Below are 24,741 nucleotides of genomic sequence, written 5' to 3' on the forward strand. Positions count from 1 at the left end.
CGAGGGAGGAGGGAGCGGGGAGCGGGGAGCGGGGAGCGGGGAGCGCAGACCATCCCTCGTCAGTTAGGGCGGGGTTACACGGAATCGTGTACACTGCCCGCGTGGAAGAACGGGAACGGTACGCGGCGGGCGGAAGCACGGGGGGCGGGAGCGGGTGGACGCCGGAACGGGTGACAGCGCTCCGGCGGCGGCTGGGGCTGACGCAGGCGGAGTTCGCCCGGCGGCTCGGGGTGCGCCAGCAGACGGTCTCGGAGTGGGAGACGGGCCTCCACCGGCCGCGCGGGGCGAGCACGACGCTCCTCCGGATGCTGGCGGAGGAGGCCGGGAGGTGGGAGGAGGGAGCCCTACCCCTGCGTCCCAACCCCGCCGAGGGAGGAGGGAGCCCCGCCCGGCCCTGGCCCCGCCCCGAGGGAGGAGGGAGCGGGGAGCGGGGAGCGGGGAGCGGGGAACTGGGAGCGGGGAGCGGGGAGCAGGAAGCGGGGGACGGGCGATGAGGGAGGGGCATGATGGGCAGGGGTGAGGCGGTGCGGGCCCGGGGGGCACGGCCCGGGCGGGAGGCGCTGCCGTTCCGGGACGAGGCGGAGCTCCAGGCGGCGTGGGGCCGCGGGCCGGCGGGGCCGCTCCGGCTGGCGGACGGCCGCACGGCACGCGTCGTGTTCCCCGGGGTGCCCGGCGACGGGACGGGGCCGGACTTCCGCGGCGCCATCGTGGAGGTCGAGGGCGACCTCCTCCGCGGCGATGTCGAGCTGCACCTCCGCCACTCGGGCTGGTTCGCGCACGGGCACGACCGCGACCCGGCCTACGCCGGCGTCGCCCTCCACGTGGTGGCGGGGAACGACCTGCCGCTCCGGGCCACGCCCCACAGGGGCGTGCGGCGGGTGCCGCTGCTCGTCTTCGCGCCGGCGCCGGCGGGGACGCCGGCAGCGTTCGTGCCGCCGTGCGCGTTCGCCCGGGCGGCCGGGCTCGACGTCGAAGCGACGCTGGCCCGGATGGGGGTCCGGCGGCTGCGGATGAAGGCGAACCGCGCTGCGCTCCTCGCGGCCGCGCGCGGACCCGGGACGGCGCTCTTCGCCCTGGCGGCCGAGGCGCTGCTGGGGCCGGCGCACCGGGCGCTTGCGCGGGCGGTGCAGGAGCAGCCCGGGCTCGGCGGGCTGCTCGAGGCGGGGGCGGGATACGGCGGCGAGGAGCGCGCGCTGGCGATGACGGCAGCCCTCCGCGCGGCCGCCGGGCCGCTCCGGGCGGGGGGACGGGTGCGCCCGGCGGCGGCCCCGGCGGCGCGGCTCGGGGCGCTCGGGGCGCTGGCCGCGCGGTGGTGGCCCCGAGGGTCGGACGGCGGCTGGCCGGCGCTGCTGACGCCGGGCGCGGGCTGGCAGGCCGCCCGGGCGCCGGGCATCGGCCGGGGCGCGGCGATCGAGGTGGCGGCGAACGCGGTCATCCCGGCGGCGCTGGGGACCGGCGCGTGGCCGGAGGAGGCGGCGCTGGAGGCGTGGGCGGCGCTCCCCTCGCCGGGAACGTACGGGAAGCTCCGCCCGCTCGAACGGTGGCTCGGCGGGCTGGACAGCCGGCCGTTCGGGTCGGCGGGCCGGCTCCAGGGCGGGCTCCTGCTCCAGGCCGACTACTGCGAGAAGGGCGCCTGCGGCCGCTGCCCGCTCTCGCCGCCGGCCTGACGGGTCCGGAGGTCCATCGGGGCGCCGGGCGCCCGGCGGAAGACGAACGCCCGCACCTGCCAGCGGCCCTCGTGGAAGCGGATATGGCCGGCGAGCGGGGCGCGCTCCTGCTCGGTGACGCGCCAGAGCCGCTCGGCAACCTCGCGGTCGACCTGCCAGCGGGTTTCGACGATGCGGAAGCCGAGGGCGAGGTAGGCGCGGTGGGCGTGGACGGCAAAGGTGTTCGAGGTGAGGACGAACTCGCGGCCGGGGAACTCCTGCTCGAGGGCGCGCATCAGGACCGCGAGCATGCGGCGGGCGACGCCGCGGCCCTGGTGCTCGGGCGGGACGTGGACGGCCCAGAGGTAGAGCCCGGCGGGGTCTTCGAGGTTGACGGAGCAGCGGCCGACCGCGCGGCCGGCTTCGACGGCGACGTAGTGGCGGTGGCGGCCTGGCGCAGTGTGCTCGGCGAGGGCGGCCGCTGCGCGGGCGGGGTCGCGGAGGTGGCCGAGGTCGAAGGCGTGGTAGGGGAAGCCGTATTCGCCCCAGCGGGCCATCTGGGCGACGAGGTCGGCGTCCCAGGGGCGGAGGGTGAGCCCTTCGCCCTCGAGGAGGGGAACCGGTGCCCGGGAGGGTTCGGCGGCCACAGGGGAAGTATAGGGAGGAGGGAGGAGGGAGCCCCGCCACCCGCACCGGCACCGCCCCGGGGGAGCGGGGAGCGGGGAGCGGGGAGGGGGGAACGGGGAGCGGGGAGCGCAGCTCATCCCTCATCCCTGAGGCCTGTTCCCGCGGGCGGCGGGGGCGGTCTGGTAGGCTGTGGGTGCCCGCGCTGGCAAGGCGGTGCGGGCGGGGGGTTCGAGAGCATGGGTGATGAGTCGACGATGGGGACGCCCAGGGGTGCCGGGGCGCCGGGGGCTTCCGGAAGCCCCGGACCGGGGACGCCGGGTGCGCAGGGGCCGACGCCGGGCGCGGGCGCACCGGTGGTAGGCTACGGGCCGGGGCTGCAGGCGTGGTACAGCGGGCCGTACCCGCCGCCGGGGGCGCGGGAGAGCACCTGGACCATGATCTGGCGGACCGGCGTGAAGGCGGTCGTCGCGGCGGGCTGCTTCGGCGTGACGCTGGGATTTGCGTTCTTCCTGCCGGTCATCATCCTTGCGGTCATCATCGCTGCAGTCTCGGATTCGGGCGGGAACGGCGAGGACGTGGTGTACGGCGAGGCCGGTGCGCCGGGAAAGCTGCTCTCCATCCCGGTGACGGGCGTCATTCTCGGGGAGGAGCTGGAGCCGGCCGGGTTCTTCGGGCTGCCGGGCGTGGTGTACGGCTACGAGGTGCGGGAGAAGCTGCGGAAAGCGGCCGAGGACAGCGACATTGCCGGCGTCATCCTCGAGTTCGAGACGCCGGGCGGGACGATCTTCGGGGCGCGGGCGATCGCTGCCGGGATTGAGGAGTACCGCGCGAAGACAGGGAAGCCGGTGGTGGCGTTCGTCGCGGGGCTGAGCGCCTCGGGCGGGATGTACGCGATGGCGCCCGCGGACCTGATCCTGGCGGACTACGGCAGCCTTGTGGGGAGCATCGGCGTGACGATGGGCGCGGTGGAGTACTGGGACGGCATCTTCGCGACCGAAGGCGGCATCCTCGGCGGCGGGGTGACGACGCGGAACGGGATCGTCTTTCAGCCGATCACGGCGGGCCGTTCGAAGGATGTGGGGGCGCCGTACCGGCCGCTGACGGACCAGGAGAAGGCGGAGCTTCAGCGCGGGGTCGAAAACGAGTACGCGGAGTTCGTGCGGTACGTGGCCGCCAAACGGGAGATCCCGGAGGCGACAATCCGGGACCGGATCGGGGCGATGGTCTACGACAACGCGACCGCGCAGGAGCTCGGGCTGATCGACGGGACGGCGGACCGGCCGGAGGCGTACGCGCGGGCGGCGGCGCTGGCGGGGCTCGAGGCGGGGAAGTTCCGGGTTGTCCGGGAGACCGGCGGCGGGTGGTCCTGGGGCGGGCTGCTGGGGAAGCTGGGGCTCGGGAGCGGGGACCGGGCGGAGGCGCCGGCCGCGGGGCCGACGCGCATCTGCTTCCCGGCGCACGCAATTCTGGCCTACTACGGCGACCCGGTGGCGCTCTGCGCGCGGGGGCGGTAGCGGTCCGCCGGGCGGCGCGTGCCGGACAACGCGGACGGGGGCCGGGAATTCCGGCCCCCGTCGCACGAGGGGAAAGGCAGGAGGAGCGCCCGGCTACTTCTCGGGCGTGAACTTCACCGGCAGGTGCTTAATGCCGCCGATGAAGGTGGAGCGGAGCCGCTGGGGCGGCCCGGCGAGGTCGATGTCGGGGAAGCGGCGGAAGAGTTCCTGGAAGAGGACCTTCAGCTCGAGGCGGGCGAAGCCGGCGCCGAGGCAGAAGTGCTCGCCGATGCCGAAGGCGAGGTGGTCGTTCGGGGTGCGGGTGATATCGAAGACGTCGGCGTTGGGGAAGACATCTTCGTCGCGGTTGACGGAGGGGTACCACATGACGACGCGCTCACCGGCCCTGATCGGCTGGTGGCGGATGGCGGTGTCCTCCTTGGCGACGCGGGCCATGTGGGTGACCGGCGAGACCCAGCGGAGGATCTCCTCGACGGCGGAGTCGATGAGCGACATGTCGTTGAGGAGCTTCTTTTTCTGGTCGGGGTGTTCGCAGAGGGCGAGGAGGCCGCCGGACATGGCGTTCCGGGTGGTTTCGTTGCCGGCGAGGATGAGGAGGAAGCAGAACCAGAGGATGTCCTCGTCGGTGAGCTTTTCGCCGTCGACTTCGGAGTCGACGAGCAGGGAGATGATGTCCTCGGTGCGGGCGGTCTTCCGCGCCATGAGGGCCTGGGCGAAGTAGCCGAACATCTGCATGGTGCCCATGTTGCCCGTGATGCGGGCGGCCTCGGGGGTGCCGCGCTGGTCCTCGGGGACGTCGGTCTGGTACTCGGGGTCGCCGGAGCCGAGGACCTTGTTGGTGAGCGCGAACATCAGCTCCCAGTCCTTCTCGGGGACGCCGAGCATCTGGCAGATGACGGCGAGGGGGATGTTGCAGGCGATATCGAGGACGAAGTCGGACTCGCCCTTCTTCGCGATGCGGTCGAGGAGGATGTTGGTGGTCTCCCGGATCTTCGGCTCCCAGAGGGCGACAGCGCGGGGGGTGAAGCCCTTGTTCACGAGGCGCCGCATTTTGACGTGGCGCGGCGGGTCCATCGTGATGATCATCTTGCCGTTGCCCTGGGCGGCGAGGAGGGCCTCGCTCTCATCGATGGGCTCGTACTCGGTGATGCCTTTTTCGGAGCTGAAGATCTCCGGGTGGCGGGAGACGAAGAGGACGTCTTCGTACTTGACGAGGTTCCAGTGGCCCTTGGCGTCTTCGGTGGGCGGGGTCCAGGAGATCGGGTCCTCCCTGCGGAGGAGCTTGAACGCCTGGTGGGAGAGGCCCTGCTCGAAGAGGAGGCCGTCGTTCAGGTCGATATCGGCGAGGGTGAGGGTCTGAGTTTCGGTGGTCACGTGGTGCTCCGCAGTGCTGTCTGGTTGGTTCTGTCCCGGGGAATTTACCGTCCGGTCGATAGGGTACGGCACCGGCGCCCGCGCCGGAAGATGGCGCGGGCGCGGAGGTGCAGGGTCAGCGTTCCGAGGTGAAGCGGACCGGCATGTGCTTGATGCCGTTGATGAAGGTGGAGCGGAGGCGCTCCGGGGGGCCGACGACGTCGATATCGGGGAAGCGGCGGAAGAGCTCTTCGAACATCACCTTCAGCTCTTTGCGGGCGAAACCGGCGCCGAGGCAGAAGTGTTCGCCGATGCCGAAAGCGAGGTGGTCGTTCGGGGTGCGGCGGATATCGAAGCGGTAGGGGTCTTCGAAGACGTCTTCGTCGCGGTTGGCGGAGGGGTACCACATGAGGACGCGGTCGCCGGCGCGGATCTGTTTGCCGCGGAGCTCGACGTCGGCGGTGGCGGTGCGGGCCATGTGGTGGAGGGGAGAGGTCCAGCGGAGGATCTCTTCGACGGCGGAGTCGATGAGGGAGGGGTCCTCGATGAGCTGGCGCTTCTGGTCGGGGTGCTGGCAGAGGACCTGGAGGCCGCCGGAGATAGCGTTCCGGGTGGTTTCGTTGCCGGCGACGATGAGGAGGAAGCAGAACTGGAGGATGTCGCCCTCCGTCAGTTTTTCGCCGTCGACTTCGGCCTCGAGGAGGATGGTGACGAGGTCGTCCTGGCGGGGGCGCTGGCGGCGGTCTTCAAGGACGCCGCGGAAGTATTCAAGCATCGTCTGGAGGCCCTTGAAGGCGGTGGCGCGGGCGGCGGCGCCGGTGCCGCGCTCCTCCTCGGGGACATCGGTCTGGTACTCGGGGTCGCCGGAGCCGAGGACCTTGTTGGTGAGTTCGAACATGAGGGGCCAGTCTTTCTGCTCGACGCCCATCATGCCGCAGATGACGGCGAGGGGGAGCTGGCTGGCGACCTCGAGGACGAAGTCGCATTCGCCCTTCTGGGCGACGCGGTCGAGGATTTCGTTGGTGATGCGGCGGATTTCGGGCTCCATGGCGTTGACGGCGCGGGGGGTGAAGCCCTTGTTGACGAGGCGCCGCATCTTCACGTGGCGGGGCGGGTCCATCGTGATGATGGAGGCGTTGCCGCCGGCGTTCTGCTGCTGGGCGGCGAAGTCGAGCTCGGCGAGCTTTTCGGGCTTGATGCCGGGGCCGGCGATGCCCTTGCTGGAGATGAAGAGCTCGGGGTTGCGGGAGATGAAGAGGATGTCTTCGTACTTCGTGATGGACCAGAAGCCGTTGGCGACTTCGCCCGGCGGGTTCCAGTGGACCGGGTCGTGGTGGCGGAGGATGCGGAGGAGTTCGTGGAACTCCCCGCTCTGGAAGCGTTCGGGGTCGTTGAGATTAATGTCCGAGGGCTGGATGGCAGGTGCGGTCACTGGCTCCTCCGGGGGCATGGCCCGGGTCTATGGGGGAATATCGGTGGCGCGATGGTACCGTAGCGGCCGGGAAAAGTGAATCAGCGTTTACGAAACAGCGGGGTACGGAGCAGGGCCCGGTCCGGGCTAGGGGAGGAGTTCGATCGCCTGGCGGGGGCAGAGGCGGTAGGCGCGCTCGGCCTTCTCCTCGAGCTCCTTCGGGATGTCGCCTTCGATGAGGACGATGGAGACGTCGTCGTCGCCGACCTTGAAGAGCTCGGGGGCGGCCTTTTCGCACTTGCCGTGGCCTTCGCACATGTCCGTCTTGACGCGCACTTTCACGTTCGGGTTCTCCAGGGCTGGGATTGCGGCGGCGAGCGCCGCCTGTGGCCGAAGCATAGCGGCTTACCGCGCGGTAAGCTACGCGCGGGCGGAACATTCGGCGCGGCGCCGGCGTCTTTCTGTGCATGAACCGATTGCTGCGCGTTCCCCTGCTGCTCCTCCCTGCCCTGGCGGCGCTCGCCGTCGCGGCGGCGTGCATCGACGACGATGGTTCGACCGGTTCGCGGCCGAACGACGGGTACCCGACGAAGGTGGTCGATGCCCCGATCGATGCGATCGACATCGTCGTCCGGGAATCGATGCCGCCGCAGTACGCGGCCGTGATCACGAGCGGGCTGCCGAACGGGTGCGCGCGGTTCGAGGCGTGGGAGATGGTCGCGCGGACGGACACAGAGATTGTGATCCGGGTGACGAACCGGGTGCCGGACAGCGACGAGGTCGCGTGCACGATGGTGTACGGCACGCACGAGTCGACGGTGGAGCTGGGGTCGGACTTCGTGAGTGGCCGGGAGTACACCGTGGTGGTGAACGGCGAGCGGAAGACGTTTACGGCGCAGTAGCGGACTTCGCCGCGGCGCCCCGCGACATGCGGTGACGGCGCTCCCTGCGACAATTGGCGGGTGAGCGCCGATTTCGCGATCGATGCGTGGCTCGCCGAGGAGGGGCTCGTTGACGCCGACGGGCTGTCGACGGCGCGGGCGGTGCTGGCGGCGGCGGGGCTGACGACAGGGAAAAAGGCGCGGATGGCGCTGGCGAAGAAGGAGCGTGCGCGGGAGGCGCTCTGGGCGGGGGTGGCCGGCTGGTGCGGTGCGGCAGCCTGCGAGGCTGCCGCGCGGGCGACTGGGCGGGCGGTGGTGCGGACCACGCGGGAGCGGTGCGCCGGGTGCGGGGGTTCGAACTCGCTGCAGGCGGCGCGGCTGGCGGCGGAGGCGTGCCGGGCGGCGGGGGTGCGCGAGGTGCTGGTGCTGGGCGGTGCGCCGCCGGCGCGGCAGGAGGCGGCGCGGCTGATGCGGGAAGCCGGCGGGCCGCGGCTGCGGTTCGTGGAGGGGGATGTGCGGGTCACGGAGCAGGACGCGAAGGCGGACAAGGCGCGGGCGGACGTTGTGCTGGCATGGGCGGGGACGCCGCTGCCGCACAAGGTGAGCGACCTGTACCGCCGGCGGGAGGCGGGCGACCCGCCGTTTATCACGGTGCCGACGACAGGGGTGGCGGCGCTCTTTACGGCGCTGGCGGAGCACGCGCGGAACCGCCGCCCGTAGCGCGCGGCGGCCGTACAATGCGGGCATGGCCGGGGAGGCGCCGCTCGTCGGGATCATCATGGGCAGTTCGAGCGACTGGCCGACGATGCGGCTGGCGGCGGAGGTGCTCGAGCGGTTCGGGGTGCCCTACGAGGCGCGGGTGGTCTCGGCGCACCGCACGCCGGGGCTGGTGACGGAGTACGCCTCGACGGCGGCGGCGCGCGGGCTGAAGGTGATCATCGCGGGGGCCGGGGGCGCGGCTCATCTGCCGGGGATGACCGCGGCGCAAACGCCCCTGCCGGTGATCGGGGTGCCGATCCAGACAAAGGCGCTCCAGGGACTCGACTCGCTCCTCTCGATTGTGCAGATGCCGCGCGGCACGCCGGTGGCGACGATGGCGATCGGTGAGGCGGGTGCGGTGAATGCGGCGCACTTCGCCGTGCGGCTGCTCGGCGCGGAGGACGCCGCGCTCCGGGAGCGGGTGGCGGCGTTCATGGCGGAGGAGCGGGACCGCGTGCTCGGCGAACAGCTGGCATGACGGCGCTGCCCCCGGGTTCGACCATCGGCGTCATCGGCGGGGGGCAGCTCGGGCTGATGCTGACTGAGGCGGCGCACGCGCTGGGCTACCGGGTGGCGGCCTTCACCGACACGGCGGACTGCCCGATTGCGCAGGCCGCGGATGTGCTGGTGGTCGGCGGGTACACGGACCCGGCGGCGATCGCCCGGTTTGCGGAGCTGGCAGCCGTGGCGACGGTGGAGACGGAGACATTGCCGGCCGAGACGCTCGCGGCGGTGGGGGAGCAGATAGAGCTGTTGCCGCGGGCGGAGATCATCCTGACGACGCAGGACCGGGCGAAGCAGCGGACCTTCACGGCAGGGCTGGGCATCGCGGTGCCGCGCCACCGGATCGTGGCGAGTGCGGCCGAGGCGGAGGCAGCGGGGCGGGAGCTGGCGATGCCGGCGGTCATCAAGCGGGCGACGGGCGGCTACGACGGCCGGGGGCAGGCATGGGTGACCGCGCCCGGCGAGCTGGCGGAGGCGTGGGCGTCGCTCGGCGGGGGCACCTGCGTGGTCGAGGAGCGGGTGCCGTTTGCGGCGGAGTTCTCGGTCATCGTCTGCCGGGGCCGGGCGGGGGAGCTGGCGTTCTTCGACCCGATCCGGAACGTGCACCGGGGCGGGATCCTGCGGGTTTCGAGCGCGCCGGCGGGGATCCCGGAGGCGTCGGCGGCGACAGCGCGGGAGTTCGCGCGGCGGTTCGCGGAGGGCGCCGGGCTCGCTGGCATCGCGTGCCTCGAGTGCTACCTGCTGCCGGACGGCGGGGTGCTGGTCAACGAGGTGGCGGCCCGGCCGCACAACTCGGGGCACCTGACGATCGAGGCGTGCGCGACGAGCCAGTTCGGGCAGCTGGTGCGGATCGTGGCCGGGCTGCCGCCCGGGGACACGACGCTGCGGGAGCCGGCGACGATGCTCAACCTGATCGGCGACATCGACGAGGAGGCGCTGGCAGCGCTGGCGGCGGCGCACCCGGGGCGGACGTTCGTGCACCGGTACGGGAAGGCGCCGCGGCCCGGGCGGAAGCTTGGCCACGTGACGGTGCTCGGTTCGAACGCGGTCGCGCCGCCGCCTGCTCGACCGGGGTGTGAGATCGGCTAGAATCCGCGCGCATCTTGTGAACGCGGGGGACCGGCCGATGGAAGTACCGCTGCTGCTGAACGATTTCCTGCGCCGCGCGGCGAAGCTCTACCCGAACAAGGAAGCGATCGTCGACGGCGACCTGCGGATGACGTACCGCGACTACCAGGAGCGGTGCAACCAGCTGGGGCATGCGCTGCTCTCGCTGGGGGTGAAGAAGGGCGACCGGGTGTGCATCCTCAGCCCGAACAGCCACTACTTCCTCGAGAGCTACTACGGGGTGACGCAGATCGGGGCGATCCTGGTGCCGCTCAACTACCGGCTGGTGGCCTCGGACCACGAGTACATCATCAACCACGCGGGCGTGAAGGTGGTGCTCGTCGATTACGACTACACGAAGGTGATCGATGACATCCGGCCGAACCTGAAGACGGTGGAGCACTTCATTGTGGCCGACCCGCGGACGCCGAAACAGACGCCGCCGGGGTGGGTGGACTGGGATGAGCTGGTGGGCAGCCAGCCCAAGACGGCGACACCGTTCGTGGAGCAGGACGAGAACGACGTCACGTCGATCAACTACACCTCGGGGACGACGGCGCGCCCGAAGGGCGTGATGCTGACCCACCGGAACGTCTACATCAACGCGTACAACTTCATCGCCCACCTGCGGGTGCGCCACGAGGACCGGGAGCTGTGGACGCTGCCGATGTTCCATGCGAACGGCTGGGGCGGCCCGTTTGCGATCACGGCGATGGGGGCGACGCACGTGGTGCTGCGGGCGGTGGTGGGGGCGGATATCTTCCGGCTGATCCAGGACGAGAAGATTACGTTCGCCTGCATGGCGCCGGCGGTGCTGAACACGATCCTGACCTTCCCGGACCGGGACAAGTACACGATCACGACGCGGCCGCGGTTCGTGGTTGCGGGCGCACCGCCGCCGGCAGCGTTCATCGAACGGCTCGAGAAGGAGCTGGGCTGGGAGTTCATCCAGATTTACGGGCTGACGGAAACGTCACCGATCCTGACGGTGAGCACGCCCGACTACCACAACCCGGACGGGCAGAACTACCAGCGGCGGGCGCGGGCCGGCGTCGAGGCGATCGGCGTGGAGATCCAGGTGCTCGACGACAACGGGGACCCGGTGCCGAAGGATGACCGGACGATCGGCGAAGTGTGCGCGCGCTCGAACGTGGTGCTCAAGGGGTACTGGGAGCAGCCGGAGGAGACCGCGAAGGCGATCTACGACGGGTACTTCCACACGGGCGACCTGGCGACGTGGGACGAGTTCGGGAACATCAACATCGTCGACCGGAAGAAGGACGTGATTATCTCGGGCGGCGAGAACATCTCGTCGGCGGAGGTCGAGGATGCGCTCTACAAGCACCCGGCGGTGCTGGAGTGCGCGGTCATCGGCGTGCCGAGCGAGAAGTGGGGTGAGACGCCGCGGGCGCTGGTGGTGCTGCGGCCGGGGATGACGGCGACGGAGGAGGAGCTCATCCAGTTCTGCCGGGAGCACCTGGCGCACTTCAAGTGCCCGACTGGCGTGGACTTCGTGGAGAGCCTGCCGCGGACGGCGACCGGGAAACTGCAGAAGTTCCTCATCCGGGAGAAGTACTGGGCCGGCAAGCAGCGACGGGTGAACTGACCCGGCCCGGGACGCCGGGGGCCATTGCGGGGCTGCGGCGCGGCCGCGGCCCCCGGCGTTTCAGCTGCCGGTGAAACGCGGCGGGCGCTTTTCGAGGAAGGCCTGGCGCTGTTCGCGGGCGTCGTTGACGGCGCGGCGGCAGATGGCGATGGCGTGGATCTCTTCGCGGAGCTGGGCATCGAAGTCGTTCTCCCAGGCGCGCTGGACCACGCGGCGGGACATGATGGCGGCGATCGGCGGGAGCGCGGCGATCTGCTGCGCCACGGCGCGGGCTTCGTCGAGCAGGCGCTCGTGGGGGACGAGCCGCTGGAGGAGGCCAATGCGGAGGGCTTCGTCGGCGTCGACGGTGCGGCTGGTAAGGATGAGGTCGAGGGCATTGCCCTGGCCGACGATGCGGGGCAGGAGGTAGCTCATGCCGGAGTCGGGCGAGAGGTTCCGTTCAATGAAGACGGTCTTGAAACGGGCCTGTTCGCTGCCGATGCGGATATCGCAGGCGAGGGCGAGGGAGAAGCCGGCGCCGGCAGCGATGCCGTTGACGGCGGCGATGGTGGGTTTGTCGATGGTGTAGACCGCGCGGGCCTGGCGCCCGACCCAGCTGTCTTCGTCGGTGAGCTGCTGCCAAGGCAGGCGGTCAGGGCCCTCTGGCAGTGGCCCGGAGAGGTCGGCGCCGGAGCAGAAGCCGCGGCCGGCGCCGGTGAAGATGACGGCGCGGACGCCGTCGTCGTGCTTCAGCTGGTGGCAGACCTCGAGGAGCTCCTGCTGGAGGGGACGGTTGAGGGCGTTGAGCTTTTCGGGCCGGTTGAGCGTTACGGTGGCGATGTCGTCGGCGATGTCGAGCGTGAGGTGTTAGAAGGCCATACTGCATCCCCCGGGAGAGTGGTGCGCGGAGTGGAGCAGATTGCGGGGCGGCTGTCGAGCGGGGTATGGTGCCGGGGATGAGCAACGACGCCCCGGCGGGGCCGCTGCAGGTCCTGGTGATTTCGGATTTCGTCTGTCCCTGGTGCTACCTCGGGCTCGTGGAGATTGAGCGGGTGGAACGGGAGTACGAGGTGGAGGTGCGGCACGTGCCGTACCTGCTGGACCCTTCGACGCCGCCGGAGGGGAAGCCGCGGCGGCCGATGACGCGGCCGGGAGACCCGCCGACGGCGATGGAGCGGCGGGCGGAGGCTGCGGGCATCCGGTTCACGCGCGGGCGGGAGTGGACGTCGAATTCGGTGCTGGCGCACGAGGGCGCGGAATTCGCGTACGAAGCGGGGCGGGCGCGGGCCTACGCCCGGGAGATGTTCCGGGCGTACTTCACGGAGCTGGAGGACATCGGCAGGCTGGAGGTGGTGCTGGCCGTGGGCGAGCGGGCCGGGCTGGACGTCGAGGCGCTGCGGGCGGCGCTGGAGGCGCACACCTACCGGCCGCGGGTGCTCGAAGCGATCGGGTGGACGCGGGAGGCGGGGATTTCGGGGGTGCCGACGTTCGTGTTCGGCGACCGGTTTGTGCTGCCGGGGGCCCAGGATCCGGCGGTGTTCGATGCGGTGATGGAGCGGCTCGGGGTGCCGCGGCGCCGGCAGGGGTAGCGGGCGGTTTCCCCTGCGGGAGCACGCGGGGGAGGGCGGACTGACAACCCCTTGCGATTCGGCTACGCTCGTGGCACACGGCGCGGGCTTCCGCGCCCGGGGAGGTTTGGACCGATGGCGATGCGCTACCGCTACTCGATGTGGGATGGGACGCAGGAGGTGCCGGCGCTCGACCCGGACCAGATCCTGGACAACATCACGGATGACCTGATGAATTTCGGGGACCTGCAGCACGCGCTGCGGAACCTGATGCAGCGCGGGATGCGGAACCCGATGGGCCAGCGGATGCAGGGGCTCCGGGACCTGCTGCAGCAGCTCCGGCAGCAGCGGCGGCAGCAGCTGGACCGGTTCGACCTGTCGTCGATTTTCGATGACCTGAAGCGGAAGCTGGACGAGATCCTCGAGCTGGAGCGGAACACGCTGGAGCGGCGGCTGGAGGAAGCGGGGCAGGCTGCAGGGGAGCAGCAGGACGGCGGTTCGCCGCAGGGCCAGCAGCGGAGCGAGGCAGGACAGCAGCCGGCCGGGCAGGAGGGTGCGCAGGCGAACCAGCAGCAGGGCCAGCGCGGCGACCAGGGCGAACCGGGCGAGGGGAGCCGGCAGGGGCAGGAAGGCGGCCAGCCGACCCCACCGCGCGAGTTCGCGGAGATGCTGCGGAACATCGCCAACCGGAAGAAGGAGTTCCTGGAGAACCTGCCGCAGGATGTGGCGGGGCAGGTCCGGCAGCTCCAGAACTACGAGTTCATGGACCCGGAGGCCCAGGCGAAGTTCAACGAGCTTTTGGAGTCCCTGAAGAAGGCGATGATGGATACCTTCTTCAAGGACCTCTACAACCAGATTGCGAACATGTCGCCCGAGGACCTGCAGCGGATGAAGGAGATGGTCCGAGAGCTTAACCAGATGCTGCAGGACCGGATGGCGGGGCGGGAGCCGAACTTCGAGGAGTTCATGCAGAAGTACGGCGACCTGTTCGGGGAGAACCCGCCGCAGTCGCTGGACGACCTGGTGCGGCAGATGCAGCACCAGATGGGGCAGATGCAATCGCTGCTCGATTCGCTGCCGGGGGACCTGCGGCAGCAGCTGCAGGACCTGCTCTCGGACAAGATCGGGGACCCGGAGCTGCAGCAGGCGCTGAACGAGCTGGCGCAGAACCTGGAGTACCTCTACCCGATGCGGGACCTGCGGAACCAGTACCCGTTCCGGGGCGAGGAGGAGCTGGACCTGCAGTCGGCGATGCAGCTGATGGAGCAGATGCAGTCGATCGACGAGCTGGAGCGGCAGATTGAGCGGACGCAGTACGGCGGGGACATCGAGGACATCGATGCGGACAAGCTGGAGGAGCTGCTCGGGCCGGAGGCCCGGGAGGCGCTGGAACAGCTGAAGCAGTTCCTCGAGATCCTCGAGGAGGCAGGGTACATCCGGAAGAAGGGGAACCAGTGGGAGCTGACGCCGCGCGGCACGCGGAAGATCGGCCAGCGGGCGCTGGTGGAGATCTACCAGCAGCTGAAGGCGGATACGTTCGGCAAGCACGAGGTGCGGGAGACGGGGACCGGCGGCGAGCGGACGGACACGACGAAGCCGTACGAGTTCGGTGACCCGTTCTACCTGGACATTCAGAAGACGATGATGAACTCGATGTACCGGGAGGGGCCGGGCACGCCGCTGAAGCTGAAGCCGGATGACTTCGAGGTGGCGCGGACGGAGATGCTGACGCAGACGGCGACGGTGATCATGCTCGACCTGAGCTGGTCGATGGCGCTGCGCGGCTCATTCCAGGCGGCGAAGAAGGTGGCGATGGCGCTGAACAACCTGATTTCGTCGCAGTACCAGCGCGACAGCCTGTACATCATCGGGTTCAGCGCCTATGCGCGGGAGCTGAAGACGGAGGAGCTGCCGTACGTGCGGTGGGATGAGTCGGTGCTGGGGACGAACATGCACCACGCGCTGATCATCGCGCAGCGGCTGCTGGCGAAGCATACGCAGGGGACGCGCCAGATCATCATGATTTCGGACGGTGAGCCGACGGCGCACCTGGAGCGCGGGCGCTCGTACTTCGCCTACCCGCCGAGCCCGATCACGATCCGGGAGACGCTGAAGGAGGTGAAGCGGTGCACGCAGAAACGGATCACCATCAACACCTTCATGCTGGACCGGAACTACTACCTGAAGGAGTTCGTGAACCAGGTGGCCCGGATCAATAAGGGGCGGGTGTTCTACACGACGCCGGATAAGCTGGGCGAGTACATCCTGGTGGACTACGTGGCGCAGAAGCGGAAGCGGCTGGCGGGCATGGGCTAGGGCCGGCGCTGCCGGGCAGCTCGACGGATTCGGCCGACGCGAAGGGGCCCGCGGGTGCGGGCCCCTTCGCTCCAGGTGCGACGCAGGAGGTGCGGGGATCAGCCGGCAGCGGCTTCGGCGTCGTCGAGCATGGCCTGGGCTTCGTCGACGCTCTCGAGGCGGACAATGCCCTTGCGGATGGCGTAGCGGATGAGGTCGGTGCGGTTGCGGGCGTGGAGCTTGGCCATGATGTGGGCTTTGTGGGCTTCGACGGTTTTGACGGAGATGTAGAGTTCGTTGGCGATGCCCTGGTTGGTGTAGCCCTCGGCGATGAGCTGGAGGACTTCGCGTTCGCGGCTGGTGAGGGTATCCATGCCGTTGCGCTGGTCGGCGCGCTTGGCCTGGTAGAGGACTTCGGCGAGGTCGAAGCCTTCGGAGAGGGAGCTGGAGAAGTAGCTGTTGCCGCGGTGGACGGTCTGGATGGCGAGGACGAGTTCGGAGACGTCGGACTTCTTGATGATGTAGCCGGAGGCGCCGGAGCGGATGGCATCGAGGAGCTGGTCTTCGTCGACGAAGCCGCTCAGCATGACGACGCGGGTGGAGGGTGCGATGCGGCGGATCTGGCGGGTGGCTTCGAGGCCGTTGAGGCCGGGCATGACGACGTCCATGAGGACGACGTCGGGCTGGAGGCGTTCCACAGCCTGGACGGCTTCGCGGCCGTTCTCGACGTCGGCGACGACTTCGAGTTCGGGCTGGGCCTCGAGGAGCATCCGGAGGGCCTGGCGGATGACGGCGTGGTCATCGACGAGGAGGATGCGGATGGGGCCGGTTCCGCGGGCCGTCGCCCCGGCGGTGCGGGCCGGGAGAGTCCTGGGCTGGGGGCGCATCTGGTTCACGGTCGAACTCCTCTCGTGGTCTCCGGCGCTGGCTGGTGGGCCGTGCCGTATCGGAATGGCGCCAGGTGGCGGGGTTCCGGCGACAGGGAGGAGTCTAGGTCGTGCCTCGCGCGGGCGTATTGGCAAAAACCCTAATCGTGGCGCGGGATCTCCCGGGGATCCGGGGCCCGGCGGGCGGGAATCAGGGGTTTCCCGACCGAGGCCGGGCGGAACGGGGCCCGGGTTAGATGGTGAAGAAGGCGCGCTCGATGTGGCCGGGCTCGACGCAGAGGTGGATTTCGGAGCGGAGGGCCATGATGTGGGTATCGTTGGCGGCGTGTTCGGCGGCTTCTTCCGAGTCGTAGATGGCAAGCCGGGCGATTTCGCCGCTTTCGTCGTGGGGGCGCATCAGGTAAGTGACCTGGCAGCCGGGGGATGCGGCGACGGCCTGGTCGAGCTTCCGCAGGAGTTCTTCGACGCGGGCTTCTTCGCCGCGGCGAGGCTTCATGATGGACAGGCGAATGTACGGCATGGGTGTGCTCTGCTACCTCCGGAGGGCGAATTCTAGGGCGCGGCGAGGCCGCCGAAAAGACGGAACCCCCGCGCGGGCGGGGGTTCCATGCGGTCCAGGGCGGTTGGTTGTTGACCGGCGGTATCAGAGCCGGAGCTTGCCGTGGGACGGCTGGCGGCGGCGCTGCCGCTGGGGAAGGGCGGCCTCTTCGGCGGCGAGGTCGACGGGGGGGCTGGTGAGCACCTCGTGGACGTAGCCGCACATGATGCAGCTGCCATAGGTGCCGTGCCAGTCGCGCTCGACGATGATGGAGCCGCGGCACTTGGGGCACGACTTCGGCGGTGCTTCCTGCAAAGCTGGCATGACGGTAGTTCCCTCCTCTTTCGATGCGGACGTTATGGTGAAGTTCGAGGACAGAAAAAAAGACCTCGAAACGAGCTACCTGCTCGCCAGGCCTTCCAGACTGCCGACGGGGTTAGCTGACGGGCTCGGGCGGAAGGCGCCCTTGCGGCGGATGCCGCGTTCGCCCCGGGACGTTGGGTCCCCCGCTGCGCCAGGCGGCGCACTAGGCAGGTGGTGCGAGTAACCGAACGCGCATGCAAACGGCGCGAACACCGTTCACCTGCCGCAAGCTACCAATCGGCCGGGAGGCTGTCAATAGGTCTTTGCGCTTTTCGTCACAATTTTACCGCCGGGTCGGGGGAATCCCGGGCGGCAGGGCCTCACGCGAGGAGGCCGGCGGCGAGGGCGAGGGCAAGGCCTGCCGCGGCGAGACCGAGGGCGGGGGCTTCGGTGCCGGCGTCCTCGCGCGCCATGAGGGCGGCTCCGGGGCCGGCCACGAGGGCGAAGGCTGCGACGAACTGGAGGGAATCGGCTTCGCCGGGTCCGAAGAAGCGGAGGACCGGGCCGACGGCAAGCAACAGGCCGAGCAGGCCAAGGGCGGCGATGAGCGGCCGGAGGGGGCTGGCCGGCCGGCGGGCGGCCCCGGCCGCCGCGGCGACCGCGAAGCCTGCGAGGACGCCGACAGCGGCGCCAGCGGAGACCCCGGGGAGCGGGAGGAGGGGCGGGAGCGGCCGGCGGGCGGCGGTGATGCGCTCGGCCTCGCCGGGGATGAGGCTGCCGGAGGCGAGGCGGGCGTCGACGAAGGCGTCGCGCGCGGCGGTATCGGCGGCGAGGAGGAGGCGGACGTCGGCCGGGCCGAAGTCGGCGTCGTCGGCGACCTGCTGGCGGAGCTCCTCGAGGGTGAGCCGCCGCTGTTCGAGTTCGTTGGCGAAGGCGTAGCGGTCGGGGTCGCCGGGCGGCAGGAGGCCGAGGTCCTGGACGACGGCAGCGGCGCGGACGGGCTCGGTTTCGGCGGCGCGGAGGAGTTCGTGGCGGGCGTGCGGGGAGAGCGCGACGGCGAGCGCGAGGGCCGCCGCGGCGGCGATGCCGGCCGCGGGCAGGGCGTTCGCCGGCTCGGGGCGGGCAGGGGCAGCCGCGGCCGTGACGGCGAGGGCGATGCCGGCCTCCCCGGGGCGGGCCCAGGTTTCGACATCGACCGCGGCAGCCGCTGCGGTCACGGGCGGTGCGAAGGGGAAGATGGCCAGGCGGACGAGCACCGGGCCGGGGGCCGCGACTGCCGCGAGGGTGAGTCCGTAGAGGCCGGCGGCACCAGGGGCGAACCCTTCGCCGGCGAGTTCGCGGCCAAGGGTCCAGGCGATCGCCAGCGCGAGAGCGCCGATGAGCCATGGCAGAAGCCGCCCGGGAAGGCGGTCTGCGGCGGCGCCGGGAAGGATGCCGCCATGGGCGAGGAGGAGGCCGGCCCCCAGGCCGGCCCCGACCGCGCCGGCGGCCCACCCGGCGCCGGCGGGAAGGAGCACGATGGCGGCGCCGACGACGGCGAGGGCGCTGACGATGGCGGCGAGCCATGCGGAGACGAGCGGAGCAGCGGCGCGGCCCGACGCGGCGAGAACGGCGCCGGGGATGGAGGCGATGGCGGCAGCGGCGAGGACGCAGGCGGCGACAACCAGTGGGAAGGCGCTCCAGGCGGCATCGCCGGAGCGGGCGGAGAGTTCGCCGGCGGCCAGGAGGCCGGCGAGCGCAGCGGCGGCGACCACGGCGCCGGCCAGGGGGCCGAGGGAGGTCCGGGCCGGCGCGGCACCGGGGCCAAAGGCGGCGACGGCGGCGGCGAGGCCGGCTCCGCCGGCGGCGGGAGCGATGAGCGAGGCGCCGGCCCAGGGGCCTTCGCCGGCGAGGCTGCTGGCGAGGCCGAAGAGCCCGGCCACCGCGCCGAGCGCCAGCGCGCCGCCGGAGAGCGGGCCGACGGCTGCGGGCCGGCCGGCGTCGGCGTCGAGGGCGGCGGCAAGGAGGCCGGCAGCGGCGACCGCGGCGCAGCCGGCGATGAAGCTGCCGCCGGCCCAGGCGGCACGGTCGAGGGCGCCGGCGTACCCGCCGATGAAGGCGGCGACAGCGACGGTTGCAACGAGACCTGCGGCCAGGAGCACGAGGGAGAGTTCCAGGAGCGCGGCCCGGCGGGGCGGAGGGGGCGGCGCAGCGGGGTCGCGGGCGGCGAGGGCACAGACGAAGGCGGCGGCGACGGCGACGACGGCGGCGATGGGGATGAGGGCCTGCGCGAGGAGCATGACGGGCGGGCTCCGCGGGAAGGTTGGCGGATGGCGCAGCATAGAGAAGCGGCCGCCGGAGCTCAACCGGCGGCCGCCTTTCGTGCGGGCGAAGGACGGAGCGCGTCAGCCCACGAAGAGGGGCCCGAAGACGACGGCGACGATGGACATGAGCTTGAGGAGGATGTTCATGGCCGGGCCGGCGGTGTCCTTGAAGGGGTCGCCGACGGTATCGCCGACGACGGCGGCCTTGTGGGCATCGGAGCCCTTGCCGCCGAGGTGGCCGGCTTCGATGTACTTCTTGGCGTTGTCCCAGGCGCCGCCGGCGTTGGCCATCATGAGAGCAAGGACGGAGCCGCTGGCGATGGAGCCGATGAGGAGGCCGCCGAGGGCTTCGGCGCCGATGATGGAGCCGACGAGGATCGGGACGATGACGGCAAGGAGGCCGGGGAGGATCATCTCGCGAATGGCGCCATCGGTGGAGATGGCGACAGCGCGGGCGTAATCGGGCCTGCCGGTGCCCTCCATGATGCCGGGGATTTCGCGGAACTGGCGGCGGACTTCGTTGACCATGGCCATGGCGGCGCGGCCGACGGCGCCCATGGCGAGGGCGGAGAAGACGAAGGGCATCAGGCCGCCGATGAGCAGGCCGAGCATGGTCTCGACGTCGAGGATGTCGATGGTGTCGAGGCCGACGACCTGCGCGTAGGTGACCATGAGGGCGAGGGCGGTGAGGACGGCGGAGCCGATGGCGAAGCCTTTTCCGGTGGCGGCGGTGGTGTTGCCGAGGCTATCGAGGGCGTCGGTGCGCTCGCGGACGGAGGGGTCGAGGTGGGCCTGCTCGGCGATGCCGCCGGCGTTATCGGCGACGGGGCCGTAGGCGTCGGTAGCGAGGGTGATGCCGAGCGGGGAGAGCATACCGACGGCGGCGAGGGCGATGCCGTAGAGGCCGGCGATCTGGTAGGTCGCCCAGATGGCGACGACGATGGTGAGGAGCGGGACCGCGGTGGAGAGCATGCCGAGCCCGAGGCCGCCGATGATGACGGTGGCGGGACCGGTTTCGGCCGTTTTCGAGAGGTTCTGTGTCGGACGGAATTCGTAGGCGGTGTAGTACTCGGTGGCGGTGCCGATGACCTGCCCGGCGACGAGGCCGATGAGGACGGCCCAGAAGAGCTCGAACGGGAGGTCCATAACGACGAGGAGGCCGGCGGTGCCGACGAGGACGAGGCCGCTGGCGGTGAAGATGCCGGTGCGGAGGGCCCAGAGGAGGCGGCCCATGGAGGCCTGTTCGCTGGTGCGGACGAGGAAGGTGCCGATGATGGCGGAGATGATGCCGATGCCCATGACGAGGAGGGGCAGGGCGAAGGCCTTGGAGTCCCAGCTGGCAACGTCACCGGTATCGAAGATGCCTTTGTCGTTGCCGACGACGGCAGCGGTGGTGAGGGCCATGGCTGCGACGATGGAGCCGGTGTAGGACTCGAAGAGGTCGGCGCCCATGCCGGCGACGTCGCCGACGTTGTCGCCGACGTTATCGGCGATGGTGGCTGGGTTGCGCGGGTCGTCCTCGGGGATGCCGGCTTCGACCTTGCCGACGAGGTCGGCGCCGACATCGGCGGCCTTGGTGTAGATGCCGCCGCCGACGCGGGCGAAGAGGGCGATGGAGGAGGCGCCGAAGGCGTAGCCGGTGAGCGGCTGGGTGTCCTGGGTAATGAGGTAGACGATGGCGAGGCCGATGACGCTGATGCCGGTGACGGTGATGCCCATGACGGCGCCGGAGTTGAAGGCGACGCGGAGGGCGGGATTGAGCCCCTGGCGCGCCTTGGCGGCGGTGCGCACGTTGGCGCGGACGGCGATGTACATGCCGACGTAGCCGGTCAGGGCGGAGGAGACGGCGCCGAGGATGTAGGCAGCAGCCGTGCGCGGGAAGTCCGTGAGCTCGCCATGCTGCGGGCCGAAGCGGTCGAGCACGTCGTAGTCGACGAAGACGGCGAGCGCGACGGCGACGATGACGACGAAGACGGAGAGGAAGGTGTATTCGCGGCGGAGGAATGCCGCGGCGCCTTCCTGGATGGCCCGCGCGATGGTTTTCATCGTGTCGGTGCCTTCCTCTTCGGCGAGGACGCGCCGGGCCGTCCACGCTGCGAAGAGCAGCGCGATGACGCCTGCCCCGAGCGCTACGAGCAGATTGTTCATCTTGTCCCCCGGTAGGAATGTGTGGCCGCGCTGCCGACGGGTGCGCGGCGCTGCCCAAACCGCGCGAATCCTACCAATCGGCGGTGTTACGGGGAATTTGGTTCGTTCACGGGAAACGGGCGGCGATGCACACTCTGGGGGAGGACGACGAGGGAGGTCGGCGATGGCGACACGCGAGGTTGCGGAGCTGAACGGCGACGGGATCGCAGGGGAGCTGCGCGCGGCGGTGCATGCGGTGAACGAAGCGCTGGGTTCGCCGGTACGGTTCCGGCCAATCGACTGGTCACTCGAGCGGCGGGAGGCGTCGCCGGCGGCGCTGGAGGAGGGGATCGAGGCGGTGCGGGCGCTCGGCGCGGCGATGAAGTACCCGACAGTGACGGAGACGGTGAGTCCGAACCAGGTGCTGCGGGACCGGCTGGGGCTGGCGGTCATCCACCGGCCGTGCCGGAGCTACCCGGGGGTGAGCCGGAACTACACGGGGAAGGTGGACCTGCACGTGGTGCGGATCGCGACGGGCGGGACGTATGAGGACGCCGGGATCCGGATCGGCTACTACTCGGCGGTGAGCGTGCGGGTGATGGAGCGGACGCCGGTGGAGCACGCGGCGCACTTCGCCTTCCGGCTGGCGGAGCAGCACCGCCAGGCGGTGACCTCGACGAGCAAGTACACGATCCAGCGGGCGACGGACGGGCTGTTCGAGGAGGTGGTGGCCGAGGTGGCAACGGAGTACCGGAACGTGACGCACACCCGGGAGCTGTTCGATGCGCTGCTGGCGAAGCTGATCATCAACCCGGAGCGGTACGACGTGGTGGTCTGCCCGAACGAGTACGGGGACTTCCTGAGCGATATGGTATACGGGCTGGTGGGGTCGATCGGGCTGGGCGCGAGCGCTTCGTACGCGTTTTCGAAGAGCCATCAGCCGATCATCGGGGTGTTCGACCCGGCGGGCGGGACGGCGCCGGACATCGCGGGGAAGGGGATTGCGAACCCCTCGGGGGCGATCGAGGCGTTCGGCTACCTGCTGCAGTTCTGCGGACACGGTGCGCTGGGGCGGCAGCTGGTGGATGCGGTGCACGATACGATTGCGGCCGGCGAGAAGACCCGCGACCTCGGCGGGACGCTGGACACGATGGCGTTTACGCAGGCGGTGATCCGGCGGGCGGTTCCGGCCTGAGCGGGCTAGACGTCCGGGCGGCGGGTCACGATGGCGAGGGTGAGGTCGCCGCGGGTTTTTTCGAGGATGCCGCGGACCTGGTCGGTGGTGCGGCGGAGGCCGCCGGTCATGGCGTCGGGGTAATCAATGGTGACGAGGACGTTGTAGATGTCGTCCATGGCGGCGAGGAGGGCTTCGCAGCCGTCGAAGATGCCGGCGCGGAGGCGGTCGAGGATGACGCGGCGGAGTTCGCCGACGGCTTCGCCGATGCCGTTGAGGTAGGCGGGGTCTTCGACGCCGAGTTCGGCCGGGCCGGGGATTGCGCCGCCGGCGCAGAGTTCGAGGGTGGTGACAGCCTCGACGTACTCCTTCTGGGCGTCGTGGAGGAAGCCGGCGTGGTAGACGTCGGCGTGACCTTCGAGGGCGCGGACGGCGGCTTCGTGGGTGGCGCGGGCCTCGGCGATGAGGCGGCGGGCGGCGTCGAATTCGCCGCGGTGGACGGCGCGGATGGCGTTGGCGCTGGTGCGGATGATGACGCGGGCAGCGGCGAGGGCCTGTTCGCGGGCGGCGTTCTTGGCGGCGAACCGCTCGAGGATTTCCGGGATGATGCGCTCGAGCGGTTCGGTGTTCACAGGTCTTTGACGGGGTCGGGAAACTCGCCCTCGCGGGCGGCGTCGATCATGGTGCGGGCCTCCTCGGGGAGGTCCATGCCGTACTCTTCGAACTTCTTTTCGACCCAGGTGCCGATCTGGCGCGGGTCGCGGTAGTCTTCGGGGCCACCGCGGCCGGCGGAGGGGTCGCCGTATTTCTCAAGGATGTCCTGGCGGGTGTAGGAGCGGCCGAACTTCGACATCATGCGGCTGGTGTTGGGGCTGCCGCAGTGTTCGCAGGGCGGCCGGACCTCGGTGTCGATCTTCCGGGTGAAGTAGTTCGTCACCTTTTTGCAGTCGGCGCAGCGGAACTCGTAGATCGGCATGGTTCTATTGTCGAAAGGGGTCGTGGCGGTGTCCACGGCCCGGGGCGGCGCGTTCAGGGCGCGGGGTCGAGGAGGTCCTTGAAGCCGGTCGGCGCGTGGGGCCCGAGGACGATGAGTTCGAAGACGCCGAGGCCCTCGCGGCTGCCGGCGCGGACGCGGGAGACCTGCTGGACGTGGAGGTTCTGGAGCGGCTGCTCCTGGCTGAGGATGTACTCGGTGCCATCGACGGCGTCCTCGCCGACCCACATGCCGTGGCCCCAGGTGGGTTCGCCGTAGCCGAGGCCTTTCATGAGGAAGGGGTAGAGCGGTTCGAAGGTAATTTCGAGCGGGTCGCCGTTCGCGGGGGCAAGGGTGATGACGGCGGACTGGAGCCAGCGGGTGCCGGACTTGAAGGTGAGCCGGTAGTCGACGGCGGCCTCAGTCATGGCGGCGTCGGGGTAGGGGGTGAGGATGACCCCGGACTGGTGCCACCGGGCGCCATCGGCGGATTCGGAGACGGTGTAGAGGGTGCAGAGGTCGGGGAAGTTGAGGGGCGCCCAATTCCAGAAGAACTGCGGGGGCTGCCGGGGCGGCGCGCCGCGGGGGTCGCGGCCGCCGACGGGGCGGATGCCCCAGGAGTGGTCGCGGGAGCCCCACCAGGAGGCGGGGTCGAGGGTAAATTCGCGGCCGTCGACGCGGATGGTGCCGGACCAGCCGCCGTGCTGGGTCATGCGGGTGTAGTCCATCACGGGCACATTGCCGGCCATGCGGAAGAAGTGGGGCTCTTCGACGGGCAGGGAGCGGGCGTGGAAGACGAGGTCGGCCTCGATGCCGTAGGGGTTGGGGGCGACCGTGACGCGGAGGTCGTGGAGCGGGCGGAGGACCTCGACGGCGATGGGCCCGACGGCGGCGGCCATGCGGTCGGGGCCGAGCCGCTTCGAGGCGCGGACGACGCGCTGGCGGCCGTCCACGACGATGCTGAAGGCGGCATCGGTGACGCCGAGGTTGGGGTACTGGCCCATGGCCACGCCGAAGTAGACGGAGGCATCGGGGCTGTAGCCGTTGAAGAAGTAGCGGTCGTAGAAGTTGCGGTCGCTGGTGAAGACGCGGTCGACCGTGTAAGGCGTCTGGTGGATGAGGTAGTCGTCGGCGGGGGTAATCGCCATGCGCGTGCTCCGGTGAGGGGTCGGCGGGAACATACGCG

Annotated in this window: 25 protein-coding genes and 1 riboswitch; of the genes, 12 read left to right on the plus strand and 13 right to left on the minus strand. The window is 70.7% G+C overall.

The window, feature by feature from the left end; genetic code table 11:
- Positions 1-101 precede the first annotated feature (101 nt).
- Both Tbon_RS04770 and Tbon_RS04775 read left to right on the plus strand, forming a co-directional pair.
- Entirely contained in the window at positions 102-494 is a 393-nt protein-coding gene (locus tag Tbon_RS04770) for a helix-turn-helix domain-containing protein (protein WP_192498149.1), read from the plus strand.
- Between the two features lie 9 nt (positions 495-503).
- Entirely contained in the window at positions 504-1,667 is a 1,164-nt protein-coding gene (locus tag Tbon_RS04775) for a DUF2851 family protein (protein WP_158066560.1), read from the plus strand.
- On the opposite strand, the gene Tbon_RS04780 is transcribed toward Tbon_RS04775, so the two are convergent.
- A complete protein-coding gene (locus tag Tbon_RS04780; protein WP_192498150.1) occupies positions 1,616-2,293 on the minus strand; it encodes a GNAT family N-acetyltransferase in 678 nt (225 codons plus the stop codon). The genes Tbon_RS04775 and Tbon_RS04780 overlap by 52 nt on opposite strands.
- A gap of 333 nt (positions 2,294-2,626) precedes the next feature.
- Between Tbon_RS04780 and Tbon_RS04785 the strand changes: the two genes are divergently transcribed.
- Positions 2,627-3,787: a S49 family peptidase gene (locus tag Tbon_RS04785; RefSeq protein ID WP_192498151.1), complete on the plus strand. Its 1,161-nt coding sequence runs from the start codon at positions 2,627-2,629 to the stop codon at positions 3,785-3,787.
- Between the two features lie 93 nt (positions 3,788-3,880).
- On the opposite strand, the gene Tbon_RS04790 is transcribed toward Tbon_RS04785, so the two are convergent.
- The 3 genes from Tbon_RS04790 to Tbon_RS04800 all read right to left on the minus strand — a co-directional run bounded on the left by Tbon_RS04790 (position 3,881) and on the right by Tbon_RS04800 (position 6,893).
- Positions 3,881-5,161 carry a cytochrome P450 gene (locus Tbon_RS04790; RefSeq protein WP_158066563.1) on the minus strand — a complete coding sequence of 427 codons (1,281 nt, stop codon included), beginning with the start codon at positions 5,159-5,161 and terminating at the stop codon, positions 3,881-3,883.
- Positions 5,162-5,276: 115 nt separating this feature from the next.
- A complete protein-coding gene (locus tag Tbon_RS04795) occupies positions 5,277-6,572 on the minus strand; it encodes a cytochrome P450 (RefSeq protein ID WP_192498152.1) in 1,296 nt (431 codons plus the stop codon).
- Between the two features lie 126 nt (positions 6,573-6,698).
- A complete protein-coding gene (locus Tbon_RS04800; protein ID WP_098502492.1) occupies positions 6,699-6,893 on the minus strand; it encodes a ferredoxin in 195 nt (64 codons plus the stop codon).
- 125 nt (positions 6,894-7,018) lie between these two features.
- Between Tbon_RS04800 and Tbon_RS04805 the strand changes: the two genes are divergently transcribed.
- The 5 genes from Tbon_RS04805 to Tbon_RS04825 are packed head-to-tail and all read left to right on the plus strand — an operon-like array spanning position 7,019 to position 11,408.
- On the plus strand, positions 7,019-7,453 hold the full coding sequence (locus tag Tbon_RS04805; RefSeq protein ID WP_158066565.1) for a hypothetical protein: 435 nt from the start codon (positions 7,019-7,021) through the stop codon (positions 7,451-7,453).
- 60 nt (positions 7,454-7,513) lie between these two features.
- Positions 7,514-8,152, plus strand: a complete 639-nt coding sequence (locus Tbon_RS04810) for a hypothetical protein (RefSeq protein ID WP_158066566.1) — start codon at positions 7,514-7,516, stop codon at positions 8,150-8,152.
- 25 nt (positions 8,153-8,177) lie between these two features.
- A complete protein-coding gene (purE, locus tag Tbon_RS04815) occupies positions 8,178-8,669 on the plus strand; it encodes a 5-(carboxyamino)imidazole ribonucleotide mutase (protein WP_098502495.1) in 492 nt (163 codons plus the stop codon).
- Positions 8,666-9,784 (plus strand): 5-(carboxyamino)imidazole ribonucleotide synthase, encoded by a 1,119-nt coding sequence (gene purK / locus Tbon_RS04820; RefSeq protein ID WP_158066567.1) that lies wholly within the window; start codon positions 8,666-8,668, stop codon positions 9,782-9,784. Before purE ends, purK begins: the two co-directional genes overlap by 4 nt.
- A 37-nt stretch (positions 9,785-9,821) precedes the next feature.
- A complete protein-coding gene (locus Tbon_RS04825; RefSeq protein WP_158066568.1) occupies positions 9,822-11,408 on the plus strand; it encodes a long-chain-fatty-acid--CoA ligase in 1,587 nt (528 codons plus the stop codon).
- Positions 11,409-11,468: 60 nt separating this feature from the next.
- Here the strand turns inward: Tbon_RS04825 and Tbon_RS04830 are convergent, their stop codons facing one another.
- On the minus strand, positions 11,469-12,227 hold the full coding sequence (locus tag Tbon_RS04830; protein ID WP_225734744.1) for an enoyl-CoA hydratase/isomerase family protein: 759 nt from the start codon (positions 12,225-12,227) through the stop codon (positions 11,469-11,471).
- On the opposite strand from Tbon_RS04830, the gene Tbon_RS04835 reads away from it, so the two are divergent.
- The 3 genes from Tbon_RS04835 (at position 12,132) to Tbon_RS04845 (ending at position 15,271) form a co-directional block, all read left to right on the plus strand.
- Positions 12,132-12,347 carry a hypothetical protein gene (locus tag Tbon_RS04835; RefSeq protein ID WP_158066570.1) on the plus strand — a complete coding sequence of 72 codons (216 nt, stop codon included), beginning with the start codon at positions 12,132-12,134 and terminating at the stop codon, positions 12,345-12,347. The genes Tbon_RS04830 and Tbon_RS04835 overlap by 96 nt on opposite strands.
- Positions 12,344-12,976: a DsbA family oxidoreductase gene (locus tag Tbon_RS04840; protein WP_192498153.1), complete on the plus strand. Its 633-nt coding sequence runs from the start codon at positions 12,344-12,346 to the stop codon at positions 12,974-12,976. The genes Tbon_RS04835 and Tbon_RS04840 overlap by 4 nt, the downstream gene beginning before the upstream one ends.
- A gap of 114 nt (positions 12,977-13,090) precedes the next feature.
- Positions 13,091-15,271, plus strand: a complete 2,181-nt coding sequence (locus tag Tbon_RS04845) for a vWA domain-containing protein (protein ID WP_158066572.1) — start codon at positions 13,091-13,093, stop codon at positions 15,269-15,271.
- 98 nt (positions 15,272-15,369) lie between these two features.
- Here the strand turns inward: Tbon_RS04845 and Tbon_RS04850 are convergent, their stop codons facing one another.
- The 5 genes from Tbon_RS04850 to Tbon_RS04870 all read right to left on the minus strand — a co-directional run bounded on the left by Tbon_RS04850 (position 15,370) and on the right by Tbon_RS04870 (position 21,429).
- On the minus strand, positions 15,370-16,137 hold the full coding sequence (locus Tbon_RS04850; protein ID WP_225734745.1) for a response regulator: 768 nt from the start codon (positions 16,135-16,137) through the stop codon (positions 15,370-15,372).
- Positions 16,138-16,369: 232 nt separating this feature from the next.
- Entirely contained in the window at positions 16,370-16,633 is a 264-nt protein-coding gene (locus Tbon_RS04855) for an antibiotic biosynthesis monooxygenase (protein WP_192498154.1), read from the minus strand.
- Positions 16,634-16,780: 147 nt separating this feature from the next.
- Positions 16,781-16,999 (minus strand): hypothetical protein, encoded by a 219-nt coding sequence (locus tag Tbon_RS04860; RefSeq protein ID WP_158066575.1) that lies wholly within the window; start codon positions 16,997-16,999, stop codon positions 16,781-16,783.
- Between the two features lie 86 nt (positions 17,000-17,085).
- Positions 17,086-17,218: riboswitch (cyclic di-AMP (ydaO/yuaA leader) on the minus strand.
- Between the two features lie 140 nt (positions 17,219-17,358).
- A complete protein-coding gene (locus tag Tbon_RS04865) occupies positions 17,359-19,257 on the minus strand; it encodes a hypothetical protein (protein WP_158066576.1) in 1,899 nt (632 codons plus the stop codon).
- 105 nt (positions 19,258-19,362) lie between these two features.
- Complete coding sequence (locus Tbon_RS04870) at positions 19,363-21,429, minus strand: sodium-translocating pyrophosphatase (RefSeq protein WP_158066577.1); 2,067 nt, start codon at positions 21,427-21,429, stop codon at positions 19,363-19,365.
- 163 nt (positions 21,430-21,592) lie between these two features.
- Here Tbon_RS04870 and Tbon_RS04875 point away from each other — a divergent pair, with 163 nt between their 5' ends.
- Positions 21,593-22,603: an isocitrate/isopropylmalate family dehydrogenase gene (locus Tbon_RS04875; protein WP_158066578.1), complete on the plus strand. Its 1,011-nt coding sequence runs from the start codon at positions 21,593-21,595 to the stop codon at positions 22,601-22,603.
- Between the two features lie 5 nt (positions 22,604-22,608).
- Here Tbon_RS04875 and Tbon_RS04880 read toward each other — a convergent pair whose 3' ends face one another.
- From Tbon_RS04880 to Tbon_RS04890, 3 genes are read right to left on the minus strand one after another with little or no spacing between them, the layout of a single operon-like run.
- Positions 22,609-23,214: a translin family protein gene (locus Tbon_RS04880; protein ID WP_158066579.1), complete on the minus strand. Its 606-nt coding sequence runs from the start codon at positions 23,212-23,214 to the stop codon at positions 22,609-22,611.
- Positions 23,211-23,558 carry an FmdB family zinc ribbon protein gene (locus tag Tbon_RS04885; protein ID WP_158066580.1) on the minus strand — a complete coding sequence of 116 codons (348 nt, stop codon included), beginning with the start codon at positions 23,556-23,558 and terminating at the stop codon, positions 23,211-23,213. Before Tbon_RS04885 ends, Tbon_RS04880 begins: the two co-directional genes overlap by 4 nt.
- A 53-nt stretch (positions 23,559-23,611) precedes the next feature.
- Complete coding sequence (locus Tbon_RS04890) at positions 23,612-24,703, minus strand: hypothetical protein (RefSeq protein WP_158066581.1); 1,092 nt, start codon at positions 24,701-24,703, stop codon at positions 23,612-23,614.
- Positions 24,704-24,741 lie beyond the last annotated feature (38 nt).

Origin of the sequence: Tepidiforma bonchosmolovskayae, from assembly GCF_008838325.1 — a bacterium.
GTDB lineage: Bacteria > Chloroflexota > Dehalococcoidia > Tepidiformales > Tepidiformaceae > Tepidiforma > Tepidiforma bonchosmolovskayae.